Origin of the sequence: Solicola agrisoli (assembly GCF_049059935.1) — a bacterium.
GTDB lineage: Bacteria > Actinomycetota > Actinomycetes > Propionibacteriales > Nocardioidaceae > JAURVT01.
Map to the genome: position 1 here is coordinate 1 of NZ_JBMGQR010000079.1, position 19,514 is coordinate 19,514.

Annotated in this window: 19 protein-coding genes; 9 read left to right on the forward strand and 10 right to left on the reverse strand. The window is 69.4% G+C overall.

Going from position 1 to position 19,514, the window contains the following annotated elements:
- A partial coding sequence (locus ACI6PP_RS19610; protein WP_421113327.1) for a hypothetical protein occupies positions 1–438 on the reverse strand: 438 nt, incomplete at its 3' end.
- Complete coding sequence (locus ACI6PP_RS19615) at positions 429–1,241, reverse strand: class I SAM-dependent methyltransferase (protein ID WP_421113328.1); 813 nt, start codon at positions 1,239–1,241, stop codon at positions 429–431. The genes ACI6PP_RS19615 and ACI6PP_RS19610, both read right to left, overlap by 10 nt.
- Before the next feature lie 99 nt (positions 1,242–1,340).
- Here ACI6PP_RS19615 and ACI6PP_RS19620 point away from each other — a divergent pair, with 99 nt between their 5' ends.
- Entirely contained in the window at positions 1,341–2,195 is an 855-nt protein-coding gene (locus tag ACI6PP_RS19620) for a class I SAM-dependent methyltransferase (protein ID WP_421113329.1), read from the forward strand.
- Here ACI6PP_RS19620 and ACI6PP_RS19625 read toward each other — a convergent pair.
- From ACI6PP_RS19625 to ACI6PP_RS19635, 3 genes are read right to left on the reverse strand one after another with little or no spacing between them, the layout of a single operon-like run.
- Positions 2,174–2,671: a nucleoside deaminase gene (locus tag ACI6PP_RS19625; RefSeq protein WP_421113330.1), complete on the reverse strand. Its 498-nt coding sequence runs from the start codon at positions 2,669–2,671 to the stop codon at positions 2,174–2,176. The genes ACI6PP_RS19620 and ACI6PP_RS19625 overlap by 22 nt on opposite strands.
- A complete protein-coding gene (locus ACI6PP_RS19630) occupies positions 2,668–3,501 on the reverse strand; it encodes an alpha/beta fold hydrolase (protein ID WP_421113331.1) in 834 nt (277 codons plus the stop codon). Before ACI6PP_RS19630 ends, ACI6PP_RS19625 begins: the two co-directional genes overlap by 4 nt.
- 48 nt (positions 3,502–3,549) lie before the next feature.
- Positions 3,550–4,032 carry a general stress protein gene (locus ACI6PP_RS19635; protein WP_421113332.1) on the reverse strand — a complete coding sequence of 161 codons (483 nt, stop codon included), beginning with the start codon at positions 4,030–4,032 and terminating at the stop codon, positions 3,550–3,552.
- 102 nt (positions 4,033–4,134) lie between these two features.
- Here ACI6PP_RS19635 and ACI6PP_RS19640 point away from each other — a divergent pair, with 102 nt between their 5' ends.
- From ACI6PP_RS19640 to ACI6PP_RS19650, 3 genes are all read left to right on the forward strand, one after another.
- Positions 4,135–4,611 (forward strand): MarR family winged helix-turn-helix transcriptional regulator, encoded by a 477-nt coding sequence (locus ACI6PP_RS19640; RefSeq protein ID WP_421113333.1) that lies wholly within the window; start codon positions 4,135–4,137, stop codon positions 4,609–4,611.
- Positions 4,612–4,655: 44 nt separating this feature from the next.
- Positions 4,656–6,464, forward strand: a complete 1,809-nt coding sequence (locus ACI6PP_RS19645; protein WP_421113335.1) for an acyl-CoA dehydrogenase — start codon at positions 4,656–4,658, stop codon at positions 6,462–6,464.
- A 79-nt stretch (positions 6,465–6,543) separates the two neighbouring features.
- Positions 6,544–6,951 (forward strand): hypothetical protein, encoded by a 408-nt coding sequence (locus tag ACI6PP_RS19650; RefSeq protein ID WP_421113336.1) that lies wholly within the window; start codon positions 6,544–6,546, stop codon positions 6,949–6,951.
- Positions 6,952–6,971: 20 nt separating this feature from the next.
- Here the strand turns inward: ACI6PP_RS19650 and ACI6PP_RS19655 are convergent, their stop codons facing one another.
- Positions 6,972–8,102: an AI-2E family transporter gene (locus ACI6PP_RS19655; protein ID WP_421113337.1), complete on the reverse strand. Its 1,131-nt coding sequence runs from the start codon at positions 8,100–8,102 to the stop codon at positions 6,972–6,974.
- A gap of 1,032 nt (positions 8,103–9,134) precedes the next feature.
- Between ACI6PP_RS19655 and ACI6PP_RS19660 the strand changes: the two genes are divergently transcribed.
- From ACI6PP_RS19660 to ACI6PP_RS19670, 3 genes are all read left to right on the forward strand, one after another.
- Complete coding sequence (locus tag ACI6PP_RS19660; RefSeq protein WP_421113338.1) at positions 9,135–9,926, forward strand: PIN domain-containing protein; 792 nt, start codon at positions 9,135–9,137, stop codon at positions 9,924–9,926.
- Positions 9,926–12,217, forward strand: a complete 2,292-nt coding sequence (locus ACI6PP_RS19665; protein WP_421113339.1) for an NACHT domain-containing protein — start codon at positions 9,926–9,928, stop codon at positions 12,215–12,217. The genes ACI6PP_RS19660 and ACI6PP_RS19665 overlap by 1 nt, the downstream gene beginning before the upstream one ends.
- Positions 12,218–12,540: 323 nt before the next feature.
- Positions 12,541–12,816 carry a hypothetical protein gene (locus ACI6PP_RS19670; RefSeq protein ID WP_421113340.1) on the forward strand — a complete coding sequence of 92 codons (276 nt, stop codon included), beginning with the start codon at positions 12,541–12,543 and terminating at the stop codon, positions 12,814–12,816.
- A gap of 10 nt (positions 12,817–12,826) precedes the next feature.
- On the opposite strand, the gene ACI6PP_RS19675 is transcribed toward ACI6PP_RS19670, so the two are convergent.
- Together ACI6PP_RS19675 and ACI6PP_RS19680 are read right to left on the reverse strand one after the other, a co-directional pair.
- The gene (locus tag ACI6PP_RS19675) at positions 12,827–13,507 is read right to left on the reverse strand and encodes a class I SAM-dependent methyltransferase (RefSeq protein ID WP_421113341.1); all 681 of its coding nucleotides are present in this window, start codon (positions 13,505–13,507) and stop codon (positions 12,827–12,829) included.
- A gap of 159 nt (positions 13,508–13,666) precedes the next feature.
- Positions 13,667–15,307 (reverse strand): ABC-F family ATP-binding cassette domain-containing protein, encoded by a 1,641-nt coding sequence (locus ACI6PP_RS19680; RefSeq protein ID WP_421113342.1) that lies wholly within the window; start codon positions 15,305–15,307, stop codon positions 13,667–13,669.
- Between the two features lie 173 nt (positions 15,308–15,480).
- On the opposite strand from ACI6PP_RS19680, the gene ACI6PP_RS19685 reads away from it, so the two are divergent.
- Positions 15,481–16,071 (forward strand): hypothetical protein, encoded by a 591-nt coding sequence (locus tag ACI6PP_RS19685; RefSeq protein ID WP_421113343.1) that lies wholly within the window; start codon positions 15,481–15,483, stop codon positions 16,069–16,071.
- 63 nt (positions 16,072–16,134) lie between these two features.
- Here ACI6PP_RS19685 and ACI6PP_RS19690 read toward each other — a convergent pair whose 3' ends face one another.
- Together ACI6PP_RS19690 and ACI6PP_RS19695 are read right to left on the reverse strand one after the other, a co-directional pair.
- Positions 16,135–17,085: a D-2-hydroxyacid dehydrogenase family protein gene (locus ACI6PP_RS19690; RefSeq protein WP_421113344.1), complete on the reverse strand. Its 951-nt coding sequence runs from the start codon at positions 17,083–17,085 to the stop codon at positions 16,135–16,137.
- A 1-nt stretch (position 17,086) separates the two neighbouring features.
- Complete coding sequence (locus tag ACI6PP_RS19695; protein ID WP_421113345.1) at positions 17,087–18,619, reverse strand: AMP-binding protein; 1,533 nt, start codon at positions 18,617–18,619, stop codon at positions 17,087–17,089.
- Between the two features lie 103 nt (positions 18,620–18,722).
- On the opposite strand from ACI6PP_RS19695, the gene ACI6PP_RS19700 reads away from it, so the two are divergent.
- Positions 18,723–19,514 (forward strand): mannitol dehydrogenase family protein (locus ACI6PP_RS19700; RefSeq protein ID WP_421113346.1); only part of this gene is annotated, 792 nt, incomplete at its 3' end.

Sequence of the window (19,514 nt, forward strand, 5' to 3'; positions counted from 1 at the left end):
GGCCAGGCCGCCCAGGCGCGGTGACAGCGCGACGCTGCGCATGAGGTCGTCGTGCAGCCACATCTGCTCGAGCGCGGTGAAGCGGCCGCTGACGTCGTCGCCGTGCTCGGCGACGAGCAGCTCCTGCAGGCGCTCGGCCAGACGGCGCACCACGGCCGGCGACAGCACCTCGGGCAGCTTGACGAACGCGTCGCGCGCGAACTGCTCGACCGCGCCGGCCGTCAGCGGGTACGGCTCGGCGAGCTCGGCGGCGAGCTGCTCGTCCGACGCCGCCTCGACGTCGGGCAGCCCGGGGCCGTCGACGAGCTCGACGGGGGCGGAGTCGTTGGCGGCGAGCGTCACGTACCAGTCCCACCAGTCCTGGTCGTCGCCCGCCCAGTCCTGGTGGATGCCGCCGTCGCGGTTCTCCTGGGGGAGCTTCTCGTTGGTCACAGCCACAGCAGGGCCACCTCGTGGTCGAAGGAGTAGGAGCCGTCGGGTCGACGGCAGGACGCCAGGTACTCGCCGAGGACGGGTGCCTGCTCCATCTCGTCCAGGCTCACCCCGTCGTCGAACGCGCAGCGCTGGAGGAAGCCCTCGGCGACGGCGCGGTCGGACGTCCCGGTCTGGTAGGTGATGCGCTGCTCGCGCACCTCGGCGCCCGCGCCCACCAGGGCGTCGCGCACCTGCTCGGCGGTCGTGTACGGGGTCGCCTCGCGGACGCCGGCGCGGAACGCGTCGTAGAACGCCAGGTAGTGCGAGGTGCTGACGGCCTGCGCGACCATGCCGAGCCCACCCGGCGCCAGGGCGCTGACGAAGGCCGCGGCCGCGTCGTCGAGCTCCTCGGGCGGGATGGCGTAGAGCGCGTGGGTGGCCCAGACGACGTCGTACCCCCGCGAGTCGTCGGGGAGGTCCTGCAGGGTGGAGACGATGTCGCGCCGCGGCGCGAACGGCGGGGCGAGCACGCTGCGGGCCTCGGCCACCGAGAACGGCGACGGGTCGAGCAGGTCGTAGAGCACGCCGGGCACGTCCGAGAGGTCGACGTACTTCTGCAGCGCGGTGGGGAACTTGCCGCTGCCGCACGCGACGTCGAGCAGCGTCCAGTTCTCGTGGGCCCGCTCGCGGAGCAGCGTCGCCCAGTCCGCGGCGAGCGTCAGCTGGTGGTAGTCCTCCGTGGCGAGCTCGTAGAAGGCCTCCATCCCGGTGCGGCCCTCCTCGCTCCAGTGGGCGAGGCTGCGGTCGGCTGTGTCTCCAACGGTCATGGGGCTCCTGCTTCATCGGTCGGGAGCTCGTCCCCGTGGAAGTATCACGAGCAGGTTCCAACCTAGCCGTGTCTGCCCGGCACAACCGTCTGGAGATGCGTGCGGCCCACCAGCAGCGAGTACACCGCCACCCGTACCGCCGACCTCGCCCTCGACGCGGTCCGCGCCGCCGCGGCGATGGGACCGGCTCCCGTGGGCCTCGATCCCGGCGCCTACGCCCGCGACCACGCGGAGTTCGAGGCGCGGTCCGACCAGCGCGCCCTGATCACCGCCTACCTCTGCGACCGCCTCCTCGCGCGTGGCCCCGCCCCGGTCTCGGTGCTGTCCGTGGGGTGCGGCGACGGGTCGGTGGACGCCGCCGTCGCCCGCGCCCTCGTCGACGCCGAGCCCGGCCGCGCCGTCCGCTACGTGGGCGTCGAGCCGTTCGCCGGCAGCGCCGCGGCGTTCACCCGTCGGATGCAGGACGTCGCGAGCCCGGTGCTGGACGCCGAGGTGCAGGTGACGACGTTCGACGCCGCCACGTTCACCGAGCAGTACGACGTCGTCGTCTTCGTGCACTCGATGTACTACGTGCCCGACGTCGCACGCGCCGTCCTCGCCGCCCACGCCCTGCTGCGCCCCGGCGGTGAGCTGGTCGTGCTCAGCGCCCCGCGCGCCGAGCTCAACGCCCTCGGCGGCGTGCTCGCCCCGCCCGTCCAGGGCCACCGGCAGTGGTTCAGCGACGACGTCGCCGACGGGTTCGCCGCCTCGGGCCTCTCCCCGGTGAGCACCGGTGTGCTCCACGCCCGCGTCGACCTCGACGGTGCGAGCGACGACGTGCTCGACTTCACCGTCCAGGCGCGGCTGACGTCGGCGGTGCGCCCGCTCGTGCGCGACTACCTCGCCGCGGTCTCCCTCGACGGGAACGTGACGGTCAGCCACCCCGTCGACGTCTACCGGGTCTCGCGCGACTGACGCTCGGCGTGGGCGCGGTGCAGGGTCTTCATCTCCTCGACCAGAGACTCGGCCGGCCCGTCCACCGGGACGCCCGGCGCCACCTGCTGGACCGGCAGGGCCGCGACGGGCCCCGGAACGACGCCCCACTCGTCGAGCCACTGCGTGAGCTGGGCGGACGAGGCGGCGTAGACGATGCGGCCGAGACCCACCCACGCGTGCGCGGCCGCGCACATCGGGCAGTGCTCGCCGGAGGTGTACGCGGTCGACGCCGCCCGTTGCGCCGGGGTGAGGTGCGCGACCGACCAGGTCGCGATCGCCAGCTCGGGGTGTCGGGTCTGGTCGCCGTCCCGGGTGCGGTTGCGGTCCTCGAACACGACGGCCCCCGACGCATCGACCAGCAGGGACCCGAACGGCTCGTCGCCGGCGTCCAGCGCCTCGCGGGCCAGCTCCACGCAGCGGCGCAGGTGAGCCAGGTCGACGTCCGTGACGGTCATGACGCCGTCCCCAGCACCCTGGCGGCGATCGCGTCGGCCAGCTCGCGGGGCGCCCGGTCGGGCACCCAGTGGCTGACGCCCGGGACGACGACGAACCGGTAGTCGGCGTCGACGTAGCGGCCGCACCGCTCGGCGCCGGCGCGTCCGAGGGCGGTGTCGGCGTCGCTCCAGACGTAGGTGGTGGGCACGCGGACGGCCGGCAGCTCGCAGAACGAGCGGTCCATGGTGCGGTACCAGTTGAGCGCCGGGGTGAGCGCGCCGTCGGCCAGCAGCGCGACGTACGCGTCGACGTCGTCGGCGCTCGGGCCGTCGGCGAACATCTCGCGCAGGCGGCGGGCGTCGTCGTCGAGCAGGACGTGCTCGGCCTTGCCCTCGGTGCGGAACAGCTGCATGTAGCGCGACATCTGCTGCTGGTCGGCGTCCTCGGCGAGCGCCCACCCGAACGCCGCGAGGTGCGGCACCGACACCGCCGTCAGCGTCTCGACGAGGTCGGGACGGTGCGCGGCGAGGTACCAGGCCACGCAGGCACCCCAGTCGTGGCCGACGAGGTGGAACCGGTCCAGTCCGAGCTCGGCGGCGAGCCGCACGACGTCGTCGGCCAGCGTCGGCAGCGTGTACGCGGCGACGTCGGCCGGTCGGGCGCCGGGGGAGTAGCCGCGCTGGTCGGGCGCGACCAGCCGGAACCCGTGCGGTTCCAGGTGCTCGCTCACCTGCGCCCAGGACCGCGACGTCTGCGGGAACCCGTGCAGCAGCAGGACCGGCGTCCCGTCCTCGGGTCCGGACAGGGCGACGTCGAGCGCGACGTCCTCGAGGTCGACGGTGGTGGTCATGGGAGCCTCCTCACCGCCCGGCGGCGTCCGGGCGGTGACGACGCTACGTCAGCGCAGGATCGCGAGCAGGTCCGACGCCTCGGCGGCGCGGTCGGCGGGCGCATTGACGTCGTAGCGCGACGCGGCGAGGGTGCGGGCCGAGCTGAAGTCGCGGCGGCCGCGGGTGGCCCACTGGGCGACGAAGCCGAGGGCCGCGCCCCAGAACGCACCGATCACCAGGCTGGTGAGCAGGACACTGAGCCACACCACGCCGGGTGCGAACAGACCGAGCAGGAGACCGAAGAACAGTCCGAGCCAGGCACCGCTCGCGGCGCCGGACAGTGCGGCCCTGCCCTTGCCCATGCGACCGGTGACGAACTCGACGGTCTTCACGCCGCGTCCCACGACGGTGACGCCCTCGACGGCGAAGCCCGAGTCGGCCAGGTGGTCGACCGCCCGCTCGGCCTCGGCGTAGGTGTCGAAGCTGGCGACGGTGACCTCGCCGGCGGGGCCGGTGGGCTGGGTGGCGTCGATCTCGTACGTGCTGGACATGGGTGCTCCTTCGGCGGCTGGTGGTTGGTGTGGTCCAACTGTTGAAGATCAAATTACCGTTGCGCGCACTCGCTCGCAAGTGGTTGGACTAGTCTCACCATCATGGCCACGCGCAGGACCGCCGCCGACGCCCCGCCGACCGTCGGGGCCGCCCTCGAGACCGCCGTCTCCGCCCTCGTCCGGTGGGCGACGCGGGGCGAGGTGGACCGGAGCCTGCACGCCGGGCGCGCTGAGCTCTCGGCCACGGACGCCTGGCTCCTGGGCCGCGTGGTCGACGTCGGACCGGTCCGGCTGACCGACCTCGCGCGCTGGCAGGCCGTCGACAAGTCCACGATGACGACCCAGGTCCGCCGGCTCGAGGCCAAGGAGCTGGTCGAGCGGCAGTCCGACGACGCCGACCGCCGCGTCACCCTGATCCGCGCGACGGCCAAGGGGCGCCGTCAGCACCGGGACAACACGCGCGAGGCGCAGCGCGTCCTCGACGGGCTCGTGGAGGACTGGGGCGGCCGCGACCGGGCGGAGTTCGTCAGGCTGCTGGGCATGCTGGTCGAGCAGATCGAGTCCCGCGAGGCTCCCTGAGCGACACTGGTCGGGCACATCCGCACCGAGCTCGAGGAGGCGTCGTGGGACGCTCGCTGACCATGTCGAGGCGCGACATCGACTTCTGCCTCTACGAGTGGCTGGACGTCACCTCGCTGCTCGACCGTGAGCGGTTCGCCGAGCACGGACGCGAGACGCTGGACGCCGTCCTCGAGCTCAGCGAGACCCTGGCCACCGAGCACTTCGCGCCGCTCAACCGCGACGCCGACCTTCAGGAGCCTTACCTCGGCGACGACGGCACGGTCGTGACGCTGCCCGCGCTGGCCAAGGCGCTGCAGGCCTACAGCGATTCGGGCCTGCCGGCGAGCACCTTCGACGAGGCCGTGGGCGGCATGCAGCTGCCGTTCACGGTGCACCAGGCGGCGACGTCGTTCTTCCAGGCCGCGAGCATCGGCGCGTTCGCCTACCCGTTCCTCGCCCAGGGCAACGCCAACCTCGTCGCCGCGCACGGCACGCCGGAGCAGGTCGACACCTACGCGCGTCCGATCGTCGAGGGCCGCTGGTACGGGACCATGTGCCTCTCGGAGCCGCAGGCCGGATCGTCGCTGAGCGACATCACGACGCGCGCCGAGCCGCAGGACGACGGCACCTGGCGCCTCACCGGCACCAAGATGTGGATCTCCGGAGGCGACCACGAGCTGAGCGAGAACATCGTCCACCTCGTCCTGGCCCGCACGCCGGGGGCACCGGCGGGCGTCAAGGGCGTCTCGCTGTTCATCGTGCCCAAGGTCCTCGTCGAGGACGACGGGGCGCTGAGCGAGCGCAACGACGTCTCGCTCGTCGGCCTCAACCACAAGATGGGCTACCGCGCGACCACCAACACGCTGCTCAACTTCGGCGAGGGCGCCCACCAGCCGGGCGGACGCGCCGGCGCCGTCGGTCACCTGGTCGGCGAGGAGAACCGCGGCCTGTCCTACATGTTCCACATGATGAACGAGGCGCGCGTCTCCGTCGGCGCGGGCGCGATGGCGCTCGGCTACACCGGGTTCCTGCACTCCCTGGCGTACGCCAAGGACCGCACGCAGGGCCGTCCCGTCGGCGACAAGGACCCCTCCGCGCCGCCCGTCCCGCTCACGCGGCACGCCGACGTGCGCCGCATGCTGCTCGCGCAGAAGTCCTACGTCGAGGGTGGCCTGGGCCTGATCCTGTACTGCGCTCGTCTCGTCGACGAGGAGCAGACCGCCACCTCGGACGACGACCGGCGTCGCGCCCACGCCCTGCTCGAGCTGCTCACTCCGATCGCGAAGTCGTGGCCGTCGCAGTGGTGCCTGGAGGCCAACAGCCTCGCGATCCAGGTGCTCGGCGGCGCGGGCTACACGCGCGACTTCCCCGTCGAGCAGCTCTACCGCGACAACCGCCTCAACCCGATCCACGAGGGCACCCACGGCATCCAGGCGCTCGACCTCCTCGGCCGCAAGGTCCTGGGCGACGGCGGACGCAGCCTTGGCGAGTTCCTGGCCGTCGTCCGCGCGACGATCGCCCGCGCCGAGAAGGTCGGCGGTGAGACCACCGCCCACGGCATCGCGCTCGCGGCGGCCGTCGAGCGGCTCGAGCGCACCACCCAGCACGTCGGCGCGGCGGCGGCCGAGGACGCCGAGCTCGCGCTGGCCAACGCCACGCCCTACCTCGAGGCCACCGGTCACCTCGTCGTCGCCTGGGTGTGGCTCGAGCAGGTGCTCGCCGCGGGGGAGTCCGTGGGCGACTTCTACGACGGCAAGCGCGCCGCCGCCCGGTACTTCTACGCCTACGAGGTGCCGACCATCGTCACCAAGCTCGACCTCGTCGCCGCCCTCGACCGCACCACCCTCGACCTCGACCCCGGCGTGCTGTGAGGGCGACGGCGAGAGGCCGAACGGTGCGGACGATCGCGGCCGGCGATCGGCGACGATCCTGGACGGGTGGGGACGGGTGATGGCAGGTCGACAGGTGCTGGGGCAGCTGGCCAAGGCAGGGCCGGTGGTGGCCAAGCAGCTGCCCAAGCTCTGGCCGCTGCTGCTGGAGTCCAAGAACCGCGAGCGTCTCGTCGCCCTCGCGGGTGACCTCGCCGACGCGTCGCCCACCAAGCGGCTGCGCGCCCGGCTGGAGCTCACGGCCGCCCTGGCCGAGGACGTCGCGGGGGACGCGTCGGACGACGCCGAGCGCGAGCGCGCCATGGGATGGGCCGTGCGCGCCCGCAACCTGGACCGCAAGATGAACATGCCGATCGCCGGCCGCAGGGCCAAGGCGGATCACCGGCGCTCGATCAGGCACCAGCTCGCCGCACTCCACCAGGAGATCAACGAGCACCTCGACCGGCAGGCGACACCGCCCGACCGGTGACGGCAGCGGCACGACGCCGCTCAGGCGGACGCCGGTGCCGCCTCGGCCTCCTGATCCCGCTCGTGCTCCTTCGGCTCGTCGACCGCGGCCCGGTCGACCTGCTCGAGGCCGTACCGGGCGACGGTCGCGGCCACCGCGACGGCGGGCACGGCCAGGAACGCGCCGCTGACGCCGAACAGGCTGCTGCCGGCGGTCACCGACAGCAGGATCACGCCGGCGTGCAGCCTCATCGCCTTGCCCTGGAGCACCGGGGACAGGACGTTGCTCTCGAGCTGCTGCACGACCACCACCAGCGCGAGGACGAGGAGGGCGGTCCTCAGGTCGTCGGTGACCAGGGCGACGAGCACCGTCAGGCCCCCGCTCACGAGCGTCCCGGCGATGGGGACGAAGGCGCCGATGAACGTGATGACGGCGAGGGGCACGGCCAATGGGACGTCCAGGACCAGCAGGCCCGCTCCGATCAGGACGGCGTCGAAGAGGCTGATCACCGACTGGGCGCGCACGAAGCCGCCCAGCGTGTCCCAGCTGCGGCCGAGCACCTCGCCCGCGTGATCGCCCGCCCGTCGCCCGGTCAAGCGCCGGACCCAGGGCAGGAACCGGTGGCCGTCCTTGGCGAAGAAGAAGCAGAGCACGACCACAACGACGGTGTTGACCACGGCGTTCGATACCGCTCCGACGGTGGACAGGGCGCCCGAGGCGATGGCGTCGGCGCTGTCTTGCAGGCGTGACTGCACCGCGTCGATCGCCGCGTCCACCTGCGAGTCCGATGCGTGCAGCGGCCCGTCGGTCACCCAGGTCTGCACCTGCTCCAGACCCGCGGTGGCCTCGTCGACCACGCCGTCGAGCTGGTCGACGACCTGGACGGTGATGACGGTGGCCAGGCCGGCGAGGGCGGCGACGGATCCCGCCACCACGAGCAGCGCGGCCAGGGCCGCCGGCACTCCGCGACGCCGCATCCACGCCGTCGCCGGTTGCAGCAGGGTCGACAGGACGAGCGCGAGCGACACGGGCAGCAGCACCACCCACGCCTGGCCGACGGCCAGGCCCAGGACGATCGCCCCGCCCGCTACTGCGACCAGCCCCCAGCCGAGCCGTGCGGTCGACCGCCCCGCCTGCCCGAACACGACGGCGCGATCTCGCAGACTTCTCATTTCGGACATCCGACCAGCCTCCCACCCCCTCGGTTGACGTGCCGAAGGCGAGGACGCGGGCTCGGCGGCTCCACCGTGAACCGATCCGGCGCGCCGTGCATCTGACCGTCGCACGCACCACAAGCACACGACTCGGAGGAACCCGATGAAGTCCAGGCTCGCGTCGACCGCCGGTGCGGTGACCATCTCGGTGGCGGCGCTGACGGCGTCCCTCCTGCCGTGACTGGCCTGACGGCAAGGCTGGCCGCAAGGGGGCCGGGTCGACTGCTCGGACGTGCCACCCACACGCCTGCCCCGTGTCAAGGACTGCAAGCGCACCTTTACCCGGAGCTGGATCGGCAATTACGACCTCGTCGCCGACAAGGGACGGGGAACAGGCGCGTCCGCTGACGATGATGTCTCAGGCCGCGCGCGCAGCCGGGCCCACGCCCTGCTCGCGCCGATCGCGTGAACTTGGCCTTCTCAGCGGTGCTTGACGGCCCACGACTTGGCTATATGGGTGCTCCGGGCGCGGGCAATATCCGCGACATCCCCCTAACGAGAGGCTCTGCGGCGACCCTTGCCTGAACTCCATCCATGGGGCCAACCACGGCATTCGGGCCCTCGAGCTCATCGGCCGCAAGATCCTCGGCGACGGCGGACTCAGCCGTGGATGGTTAGCCAGCGATCACGGCACCACGGTCGCGGCGGCCGTCGAGAGCCTAGGCCGCATGACCCGGAAGGTCGGCGCCGCGACGGCCGAGGACACCGGGATTGTGCTGGTCAAGGCCACGACCTAAGTCGAGGCCAGGAACTAGGTCGTTGTTGCCTGGGTGTGACTCAAGCGGGTGCTGGCCGTGGGGGGATCGCGACGACGAGTTCTACGACGGCAAGCGCGGCCGCCTGAGGATACCTTCTACGCCTACGAGGTCCCGACCATTGTCACCAGGCTTGACCTGGTCGTCTCGCTACACCCACCTTCGACATGGACCCTCAGGCAAACTGATGGGTTTGATCTGGAAGAGGTCGCGCGTACTCGGATAGGTTGATGTCGTGACAGACAGTGACGCCGACGTTAAGAGTGCTCCGCAGCCGGGCTCGAAACCCGAACGTGTCGGCATGCTTGTCGACTTTGACAACGTGTTCCCGCCCAATGATCCGTCAAGCCCGAATTCCGTGAAGCACGATCTGCTCGGGTGGATCCGAATGGTGGTGGAGGCGTCGGCCACAGTCGAGCAGATAGATATACGGCTTTACGGAGGCTGGGCCGCACACGAAATGCTTAGTCGCCGTGGTAGCGAAGTAGCAGCAATGTTGGACTTCATCGACCCTTTTCCGCTGGTAAGACCAGATGGGCAGTTTCTGCGTGGCTCCATCTCCCTCGCACGCGGACCAATCGGGGATTCTAGTGTCCTTCTAGACGACACGTATCGGCGCCGTCAATCTCCACCACGCCTTCGGCTCGCTAACACGCCACATCCCGTCGGATGTCAAGAGCGCGGTCACAGTTGTCCGGTAAAAATCTTGAAGAAGTTCACTCAAAAAGGCGATCAGTTGTGCGCGGCATCAAGTTGCTCCGTCACGGCCTCGTCCGCCTTTGTGGTGCATGAGCAAAAAATGGTCGACACGCTGCTGGCCTGCGATATCCTCGAGATTGCCCTTGATAGTTCTTTCGCGTCGACTTTCGTGGTCTCGGGCGATACAGATTTTGTGCCGCCAGCACTTCTCGCAAAGAGGTTGTCTTCGAAGCCGCTGAGAATCCTGGCGCCGACCCGTACGGTGGTCGAGTCCGCGAAGGCGCATTTGTTAGATCACGCAGTTGCTTTCACAGAGATGGATTTGTGATGGATCTGGAAGAGATATATGCGGACCTCTCTGCCTTCGCTGATGAGGAAGGAGACGCGCACATTGACGAAGATGGGTCTTTTATACTCGTCCGTGGTGGACGCGAGTTGAGTGGCCGATTTTGGGAATCGGACTCGGGAACCATGATGGTAGATTATCAAGGTTCGCAAGTTCCTTATAGAAGGTTCCTTACTCATCAACTTGCCGGACTCGACACCTTTGCCGAGAGAATCGTGGCGAGGCGGGCTCCAGTCTACGGCTTTGTAGACTCGCCGGTGGAGTTGTATAGGGCATCTTCAGATCCTACGGGAGGCAGTTCGCTTTCCATTCTTCAGTCTGAGTGCGCATCAACGCCGCCATTTGCCTCGCGTATTACTTTTATTACTGCTGATGCTGGTCACGGGAAGACCGCGCTATTACGAGAGCACCAGCAGCGTCAGGCTCAAGCGTTTCTCAGCGGCGAGGGTTCCTATGTCTTCTGGCACCTTGATTTACAAGGGAGACAGCTTTTGAGGCTCTCGGAAGCGCTCATGGGCGATCTCGGAGACATGCGTATCACAGGCCTTTGGATGCCGGCAATAGTTCGACTTATGAGGCGCAAAGCGTTAGTTCTCGCCATTGATGGTTTTGATGAGCTTGCTGCCGAGCAAGGCGGTACGAACGCACTTGGTGCTCTCGCATCGCTCGTATCTCAACTCCGGGGGCGCGGTTGTGTTGTTGCTGCCGCGAGACGAACGTTTTTTGATACCGAAGACTACCTGCGCCGGTCTGGTGTCGTTAAACGTGGCCTGACCAGTCCCTGCCAGTTCAATCAGATTGCCCTTATGCCCTGGGGCAGGAACGAGGGAGTCGCGTATCTCGCGAACGCTGTGCGAGGTTCTGCCGTCACTCTCGATCCCGAAACTACTTACACAGAAATTTTGAATGAGTTGGGTGCAGATCCCGGACACCCGATGCTAGCTCGACCCTTCTTGCTTGCGCAGATTGTGCGAGGCGTGGCGCATTACGGTCTGACGCCGGCAGATTTCATACACACCGCCGATGATCCGCTCAGTGGCGTCGCTGCCGTCGTCGAGGCCTTCGTTAAGCGTGAAGTTAGCGACAAGTGGAAGTTCCGAGACACCGGGGAGGCGTATTTAACCGTAGAGCAGCATCTCGGACTTCTCGCTGACATTGCTGAGGAGATGTTCCGATCTCAACGCGACCGACTGGATTTGGAGTTGGTCGAGACCATCGCCGCTCTACTGCTAGACCAATGGGGTGTCGAGCCCGAGCGTCGGCAGCAAATTCTTCAGATGGTTCGAACGCACGTCCTTCTGGTAATTCCCAGTGATGGGGATTCAGCCGCGAGATCTTTCGATCACCCCGAGTTTCGAGACTATTTCGTTGCTTATGCGCTTCGGATTCGACTCGAGAGTGCGATGTCTGGCAATTCGTCTCGAGATATTGCTAGATTCATGAGTGTGGCTCAATTGTCTGATGGAACTGCGCGGTACGTTTGCGGCATGGTCGACCGAGTCGAACCCAGAGTACGACGCTTGACTGCAGCACTTCAGACGGCTGTTCGCGACGAATGGAAGCCGACCTATCTGCAATCGAACGTCGGCACGTTGCTGCCATTTGTGCTTGATGGTGTGGAGTTTGAAACGCGTTTGGAGTTTGACGGAAAGGTGGTTTTTTCAAGTTTGGTGTTCGAGAGAACTGTTCTTTCGAACGTCACCTTCAAGAATGCAGCCTTGGTAAATTCCAGCCTCCGGGGAGTAGCCTGGTCAAACGTCCTGTTTGTGAATTGCACGCTGGGCGAGTTGCTACTTGACAACTCTTCCTCTTTTGAAAATGTTAGTTTCAGAGAATGCTCAATAGATGGTCTTCGAATTCAGACTGGGGACGGTGAGGAGGTTCGCGAGTATGCGCCTGATCGAATCCGAATGCAACTTGCCATGCGAGGAATCGCAGACACGCAGCCCGAACTGCCGAACGCTGCGGACGTCGAAAGGAATGAAAGTCCGAAACTAAGAATCCTGCGGCGGGTTCTTCGTGTCTACAACAGGACGACTATCATGTCTGATGAGCAGTTGCAGATGAGGTTCAAGCATGATGTAGGTGTCGTCATGGCCGACCTGATCCCGTTTATGGTCGAACACGGCGTTCTCGAAGAGCGGAAGTGGAAGGGCTCAGGAAATCATCGGGCCTGGAGTCTCTCTGTGGGACTCGATGAGTTGCTCGCGGCCGAGGGTGGGCTCGAGGACGATCCGTTGGTAAAATTTTGGGAGAGGGCGGCGGGTCTTTAGGCGGACCCCAAAGTGTTCTCGGTGGCGCGAGTTTTGGCCTCGAAGTAGTCGGCGGTCCAGCGCGACTCAACAATGGGTGGCGCGCGATGGTCTTGCCCTCAAGCATGCAGGTTGAGCACGGGAAGGTAATGCAACAGGGCGTACCCAGAACGATTTGAAGGCCCGCCGTTTTGGCGTGCCAAACCACGATCCAGCAGTTTGTGCAGCGCGACACTTTGTGAACGCCATCGGGTCTTGGAGGTAGAGGAGTCGGTCGCCCTGTGCGGTCACGCATTCCGAATTTGACCACCAGTTAATAAGTCCGAGTTCGTGCGACGTCGTCGGTGGGGGCCACCGCGCGCACCGGCCACCAGAAGGCCACTCTGCGGCTCAGGGTCACGTCCGCGGTGAAGGGCGCCGACCGACGGGGTCGCATCATCGTCCGGTGGACCAAGCCCGACGGCGAGGCCGGCCGCAAGGTCGTCCGGGTCGACCGCGCGGGACGCGCCACCACCCACCTGCCCCGCGTCAAGGCCGGCAGGCGCACCTTCACCCTGCGCTGGCTCGGCAACGACGACCTCGTCGCTGACAGGGGACGGGCGGTCGGGCGCGTCCGCTGACGACGGTGCCTCAGGCCGCGCGCCGCAGCTGCAGGACGTTGTCGGCGCGGGTGCCGTGCTCGCCCTCGGGGCTCGGGAAGTCGGTGGTGACGAGGTCCTCGAGCTCGACGGTCCACACCGCCTGGTCGAGCGCGAGGTCGGCGAGCAGCTGGGTGGTGGACGGCAGCAGGTCGAACATCGGGTGCGGGCCCATCCAGCTGGGCCCGGACGCGTGTCCGACGACCAGCAGCGTGCCGCCGGGCGCGACGGCGTCGGCGGCGCGGCGCAGCACCGTGGTCCGGTCGAGGACGGCCTCGGGCGGGGAGTGGAAGAACGCCGCCGACACCAGGTCCCAGGTGCCGGACGGGAACGTCTCGCCCAGGTCGTGCCGCTGCCACTCGATCGACGCCGCGACGCCGGCGTCCTCGGCGTGGACGGCCGCGCGTCGCAGGGCGGTGTCGGACACGTCGACGGCGGTGACCAGCCATCCCTGCTGGGCGAGCCAGACGGCGTCGCCGCCCTCGGCGCACCCCAGGTCGAGCGCGGTGCCGGGCGTCAGTCCCTCCACCTCGCGCACCATCAGCGCGTTGGCGCGTCCGGACCAGACCTGGTCGCGCTCGCCGTAGAACCCCTCCCAGTACTCCTGGGCGGGCAGGGGAGCGGAGGGCTCAGCGGCGGCGGTGGGGGCGGCGTGGTGGTGGTCGTGCGTCATGGGCCGATCCTGCGTCGGTCGGTGCCGATCTGCCAACACCTGTTGCCGGTCCAGCAACAATCTGGGGCAGATGGTCCGAAGCACGGTGGATCTACCGTGCTTCGGACCAGTTACCACGTTCACGTGGTAATTGAGCGGCCGGCCGGCACCCGGTGGCGGTCAGTGGGTGACGGTGACCTGGCCGGCGTCGACGTGCCAGCGGTGGTCGAGGCGGACGGTGTCGAGCAGGCGGCGGTCGTGGGTGACGAGCAGCAGGGCGCCGTCGTAGGACTCGAGCGCCTCCTCGAGCTGCTCGATCGCGGGGAGGTCGAGGTGGTTGGTGGGCTCGTCGAGGACGAGCAGGTTGACACCGCGGGCCTGCAGCAGGGCCAGCGCCGCGCGGGTGCGCTCGCCGGGCGACAGGCGCCCGACGAGGCTCGTCACCTGGTCGGCCTTGAGCGCGAACTTCGCGAGCAGCGTGCGCACCTCGGCCGAGGTCATCTCCGGCACGGCCGCCTCGAAGGCGTCGCCGAGCGGCTGCGCCTCGTCCAGCCCGGTGCGGGCCTGGTCGATCTCGCCGACGGCCACCGAGGCACCGAGCGACGCGCGGCCGACGTCGGGCTCGTCGCGTCCGAGCAGCAGGCGCAGGAGCGTGGTCTTGCCGGCGCCGTTGGGCCCGGTGATGCCGATGCGGTGGCGGGCGTCCACCTGCAGCGACACCGGCCCGAGGACGAAGTCACCGTGCGTCACCGACACGTCGGACAACGTCGCCACCACCGAGCTCGAGCGTGGTGCCGAGCCGATGGTGAACTGCAGGGCCCACTCCTTGCGCGGCTCCTCCACCTCCTCGAGCCGCTCGATCCGCGACTCCATCTGCCGCACCTTCTGCGCCTGCTTCTCCGACGACTCGGTGCTCGCCTTGCGACGGATCTTGTCGTTGTCGGGACTCTTCCTCATCGCGTTGCGCACGCCCTGGCTGCTCCACTCGCGCTGGGTGCGGGCCCGCGACACCAGGTCGGCCTTCTTGTCGGCGAACTCGTCGTACGCCTCGCGGGCGTGCCTTCGCGCCACGGCACGCTCCTCCAGGAACGCGTCGTAGCCTCCGTCGTAGACGGCCACCTTGTTCTGCGCGAGGTCCAGCTCGACGACGCGCGTGACGCACCGTGCGAGGAACTCGCGGTCGTGCGACACCAGGACGACCCCGGCGCGAAGGCCCTGGACGAACTGCTCGAGGCGCGCGAGGCCGGCCAGGTCGAGGTCGTTGGTGGGCTCGTCGAGCAGGACCACGTCGAACCGGCTCAGCAGCAGGGACGCGAGCGCGGCACGGGCCGCCTGGCCGCCGGACAGCGACGTCATCAGCGCGTCGGGTCCGACGTCCAGCCCGAGGTCGGCCAGCACGGGCGCGACGCGTTCGTCGAGGTCGGAGGCGCCGCTGGCCATCCAGTGGTCGAACGCGGACGCGTACGCGTCGTCGGCCCCGGGTGCTCCGGACCCCAGCGCCTCGGCGGTCGCCTCCATCGCGACGGTGGCCGCCGCGGCGCCGGTCCGCCGCGCGACGTACCCCGCGATCGTCTCGCCCGGGACGCGCTCGTGCTCCTGCGGCAGCCACCCGACGAAGGCGTCGGACGGCGCGGCCTGCACCGTGCCCCCGAGCGGGGCGACGTCGCCGGCCAGCAGCCGCAGGAGGGTCGTCTTGCCCGCGCCGTTCGCGCCGACGACGCCGATCACGTCACCGGGGGCGACGGTGAGGTCGAGGTGCTCGAACAGGGTGCGGTGGGCGTGGCCACCGGCGAGGTCCTTGGCGACGAGGGTGGCGGACACGACCACATCGTAGGCGTCCGCAGGGGGCCGGTTGACGAGGGCAACACGCCGTCAAACGGACAGAACGGACATCACCTGTGTCCGGCCTCACAGGTGACCCTAAGGTTCGGACCACGGAGCCCGACGGGGGCTCGACAGCCGGCCCGAGAGGGCCAGTTCGAGGGGAATTGCACATGCGTCGTTTTCTCGTGGCAGCAGTGACGGCGGGCGTCGTCGTCGGACTCGCAGCCGCACCGGCCTCCGCCCAGACCAAGACCCGCAAGGACAAGGTCGGCGACGCGCCGGCCCGGGTCGACATCAGGAGCGTCAAGGTCCAGAACAACTCGGCCAACTTCGCGGTCACCGTCCGCGTCGCCAACGTCACCAAGCGCAAGACCAGCGCCGTGGTGTTCTTCGGGACGCCGTCGGGCAAGGCCGGCACCAAGAACCTCGTGAGCTTCGAGACCATCCCGGTCTCCAAGGGCCGCTACAAGTTCGCGGCCACCAAGGTCGACGCCGACGGCCAGGCCTCGGAGTTCACGTGCGCCGGCGCGGGCGTGACCATCAAGGGCGGCGCCAACGGCTACTTCCGCGTGAAGGTCCCGCAGAGCTGCCTCGGCGCCGACGCGGGCACGCAGCGCACCCAGGTGTTCACCTACGACAAGCAGGAGGCCAAGGGTCAGCAGCAGTCCGGCCGCCTGCTGCGCGGCGACGAGGGTGCAGGTGCCGGCGACGACATCAGCTCCGACACCCTGCGCACCCCGATCACCACGCGTCGCGGCTGACGCACGCACCACGCACGACGCCCCCGGTCCAGCAGGGCCGGGGGCGTCGTCGTGCGCGGGGGCTCAGAGCACCCGGACCGGCTCGTCGTCCGCCCACGCGCGCACGTCCTCGAGCGCGTCGCCGTAGAAGACGCGGTAGCCGCCGTCGGTGACGTAGCCGAGGTGAGGCGCGAGCACGGTGCGCGGCGCCGAGCGGAGCGGGTGGTCGGGAGGCAGCGGCTCGCGGTCGTACACGTCGAGGCCGACGCCGCCCAGGTGCCCGGACGCCAGCGCGTCGAGCATCGCGGCCTCGTCGACGAGCGGCCCGCGCGAGGTGTTGACGAGCAGCGCGCCCGCCTTCATCCGCGCCAGCTCGTCGGCGCCGACGATGCCGCGCGTGCGGTCGCTGAGCCGCAGGTGCAGCGAGACGACGTCGGACGTCGCCAGCAGGACGTCCTGGGTGACCGGCTCGACGCCGAGCGACCGCGCGTGGTCGGCGTCGAGGTTCTGCGACCACGCCTGCACGCGCATCTCGAACGCGAGCCCCACCCTCGCGACCCGGGTGCCGAGCCTGCCCAGGCCGAGCAGCCCCAGGGTGGCGCCGGCGAGGTCGACGCCGACGGGCGCCTCCTGCCAGCGGCCGTCACGCAGGTCGGCGGCCGCACGGGGGACGGTGCGCGCCACCGCGAGGATCAGCGCCCAGGTCATCTCGGCCGCGGGCGACGGCAGGCTGCGCGTGCCGCACACCGTCACCCCCTGCGCCCGGGCCGCCTCGACGTCGATCGACGCGTTCGCCATCCCCGTCGTGACGAGGAGCCGCAGCGCGGGCAGGCGGCCGAGCAGGTCGGCGTCGAACGGCGTGCGCTCGCGCATCGCGACGACGACGTCCGCGCCCGCGAGCGCGTCGAGCAGCGCGTCGCCGTCGAGGTGGTCGTGGACGAAGTCGACGTCGGTGCCCAGCGACTCCCAGTCGGCGTAGGAGCGGGCGCAGTCCTGGTAGTCGTCGAGCACGACGACGCGGGAGGGGGCGGGCACGTCAGTTGACCTGCCTCTCCTGGCCCTCCCAGAAGGGCTGGCGCAGCTTGAACTTCTGCAGCTTGCCCGTGGCGGTCCGCGCCAGCTCGTCGCGCACGTCGATGCGCTTGGGGCACTTGTAGCCCGCGAGGTGCTGACGGCAGTGGTCGATCAGCTCCCGCTCGCCCACCTCGCCCGCCTCGGGATCGAGCACGACGAGCGCGGTGACCAGCTCGCCCCACTTCTCGTCCGGGATGCCGATGACGGCCACCTCGCGGACGGCGGGGTGCTTGCTCAGCGCGTCCTCCACCTCGATCGACGAGACGTTCTCACCGCCGGTGATGATGACGTCCTTCTTGCGGTCGGCGATCGTCAGGTAGCCGTCCTCGATGGTGCCGCCGTCGCCGGTGTGGAACCAGTCGCCGGCCTGCGCCTGCTCGGTGGCCTCGGGGTTCTGCCAGTACGACTCGAGGTTGTGGTTGGACTGCGTGAGCACCTCACCCGTGTCGTCGAGCCTCACCCGGACGCCGATCGCCGGCGCGCCCGCCCGTCCGAGCCGTCGCGCCACCTCGGGGGCGTCGAGGTCGTCCCACTCGGCGCGCATCCGGTTGATCGTGACGAGCGGCGAGGTCTCGGTGAGCCCGTAGATCTGGATGAACTCCCAGCCCAGCTCCTCGCGGACGCGCTCGATCGTGCGGGTGGGCGGGGGAGCGCCGGCGACGATGATGCGCACCCGGTCGCGCCCGGGGACCTCGCCCTCCCAGGTGCGGGCGCCGTCCAGGGCGGCGCTGACGACGGCCGGCGCCGCGCACATGTACGTGACGCCGTGCTGCTCGACGCGGCGCAGGATCTCGGTGCCGTCGACCTGCCGGAGCACGACCTGCTTGACGCCCATGCCGGCGGCCGCGAACGGCTGGCCCCAGCCGTTGGCGTGGAACATCGGCAGCGTGTGCAGGTAGACGTCGCGGTCGTTGACGGCGGTGTGCCAGCCGAAGGTGGTGGCGTTGAGCCACAGGTTGCGGTGCGTCAGCTGGACGCCCTTGGGGTTGGCGGTGGTGCCCGAGGTGTAGTTGATCGTGGCGGTCGCGGACTCGTCGCCGGCCCAGGGGGCGGGGTCGTCGTCGCCGCCCCACAGCTCGTCGTCGGACTCGCCGATGACGAACGTCCGCTCGCAGTCGACCTCGTCCACCAGGTGACGGAGCGACGGGTCGACGACGAGCACCTCGGCGCCCGAGTGCTCGACGATGTAGCGGATCTCGGCGGTGGCCAGACGGAAGTTCACCGGGACGAGGACGCGTCCGTACCCCGAGACCCCGAAGAACGACGTCAGCAGACGCGACGAGTTGTGCGAGACCACCGCGACGCGTCCGCCCACCGGCACGCCCATGTCGTCCAGCCGGGCCGCCTGCGATCGCGCCCGTCGGGCCAGCTCGCCGTACGTCGTCTCGCCCCACGACTCCGCGGGCTGGTCGGGCTCGTCGACGGCGCCGACCCGGTCGGGGTAGACGGTGGCGGCACGGTCGAGGAAGTCGCGGACGGTCAGCGGGTACTGCATGGGGCCTCCTGGGGTCGTGTGACGCACGGTAGCCACATCGGCGAGGGCGCGCGCGCCGCGGGAGTGACACCAGACACAATGGCCGCGAACCCCAGGAGGACCCATGACCCAGCTGTCCACGGCGTCGCTGAGCTCGCTCGACGTGCCCGTCCCGACCTACGACCGCTCGCAGCAGAGCGTCGGCATCGTCCACCTCGGCTTCGGTGCGTTTCACCGTGCCCACCAGGCGCTGTACCTCGACGAGCTGATGTCGGCCGGTGGTGCGAGCGACTGGGCCATCTGCGGCGTCGGCCTGATGCCGGGCGACCGGCGCGTCAACGAGGTGATGCGCGCGCAGGACTGCCTGTACACCGTGGTGCTCAAGCACGCGGACGGCACGTGGGAGCCGCGCGTGGTCGGCTCGGTGGCCGAGCACCTGTTTGCCCCCGACGACCCCGAGGCCGTGCTCGCGCGGATGACCGACCCCGGTGTGCGGATCGTGTCGCTGACGATCACCGAGGGTGGCTACGAGCAGGACCCCGACACCGGCGAGTTCGCGCCCGCGTCCGAGGCCGTCCTCGCCGACCTCGACGGTGGGTCGGCACCGCGCTCGGCGTTCGGCTTCGTCATCGAGGCGCTGCGACGCCGTCGCGATGCGGGCCTCGACCCGTTCGTGGTGCTGTCGTGCGACAACGTCCAGGGCAACGGCGAGGTGGCGCACCGGACGTTCGTGGCGTTCGCGCGGCGCCTGGACGCCGACCTGGGTGACTGGATCGAGCAGCACGTCACCTTCCCCAACTGCATGGTCGACCGGATCACCCCGGTGACGACCGACGAGGACCGCGCCGAGGTGGCGCGCCGCTTCGGCGTCGAGGACGGCTGGCCGATCCTGGCCGAGCCGTTCGGCCAGTGGGTC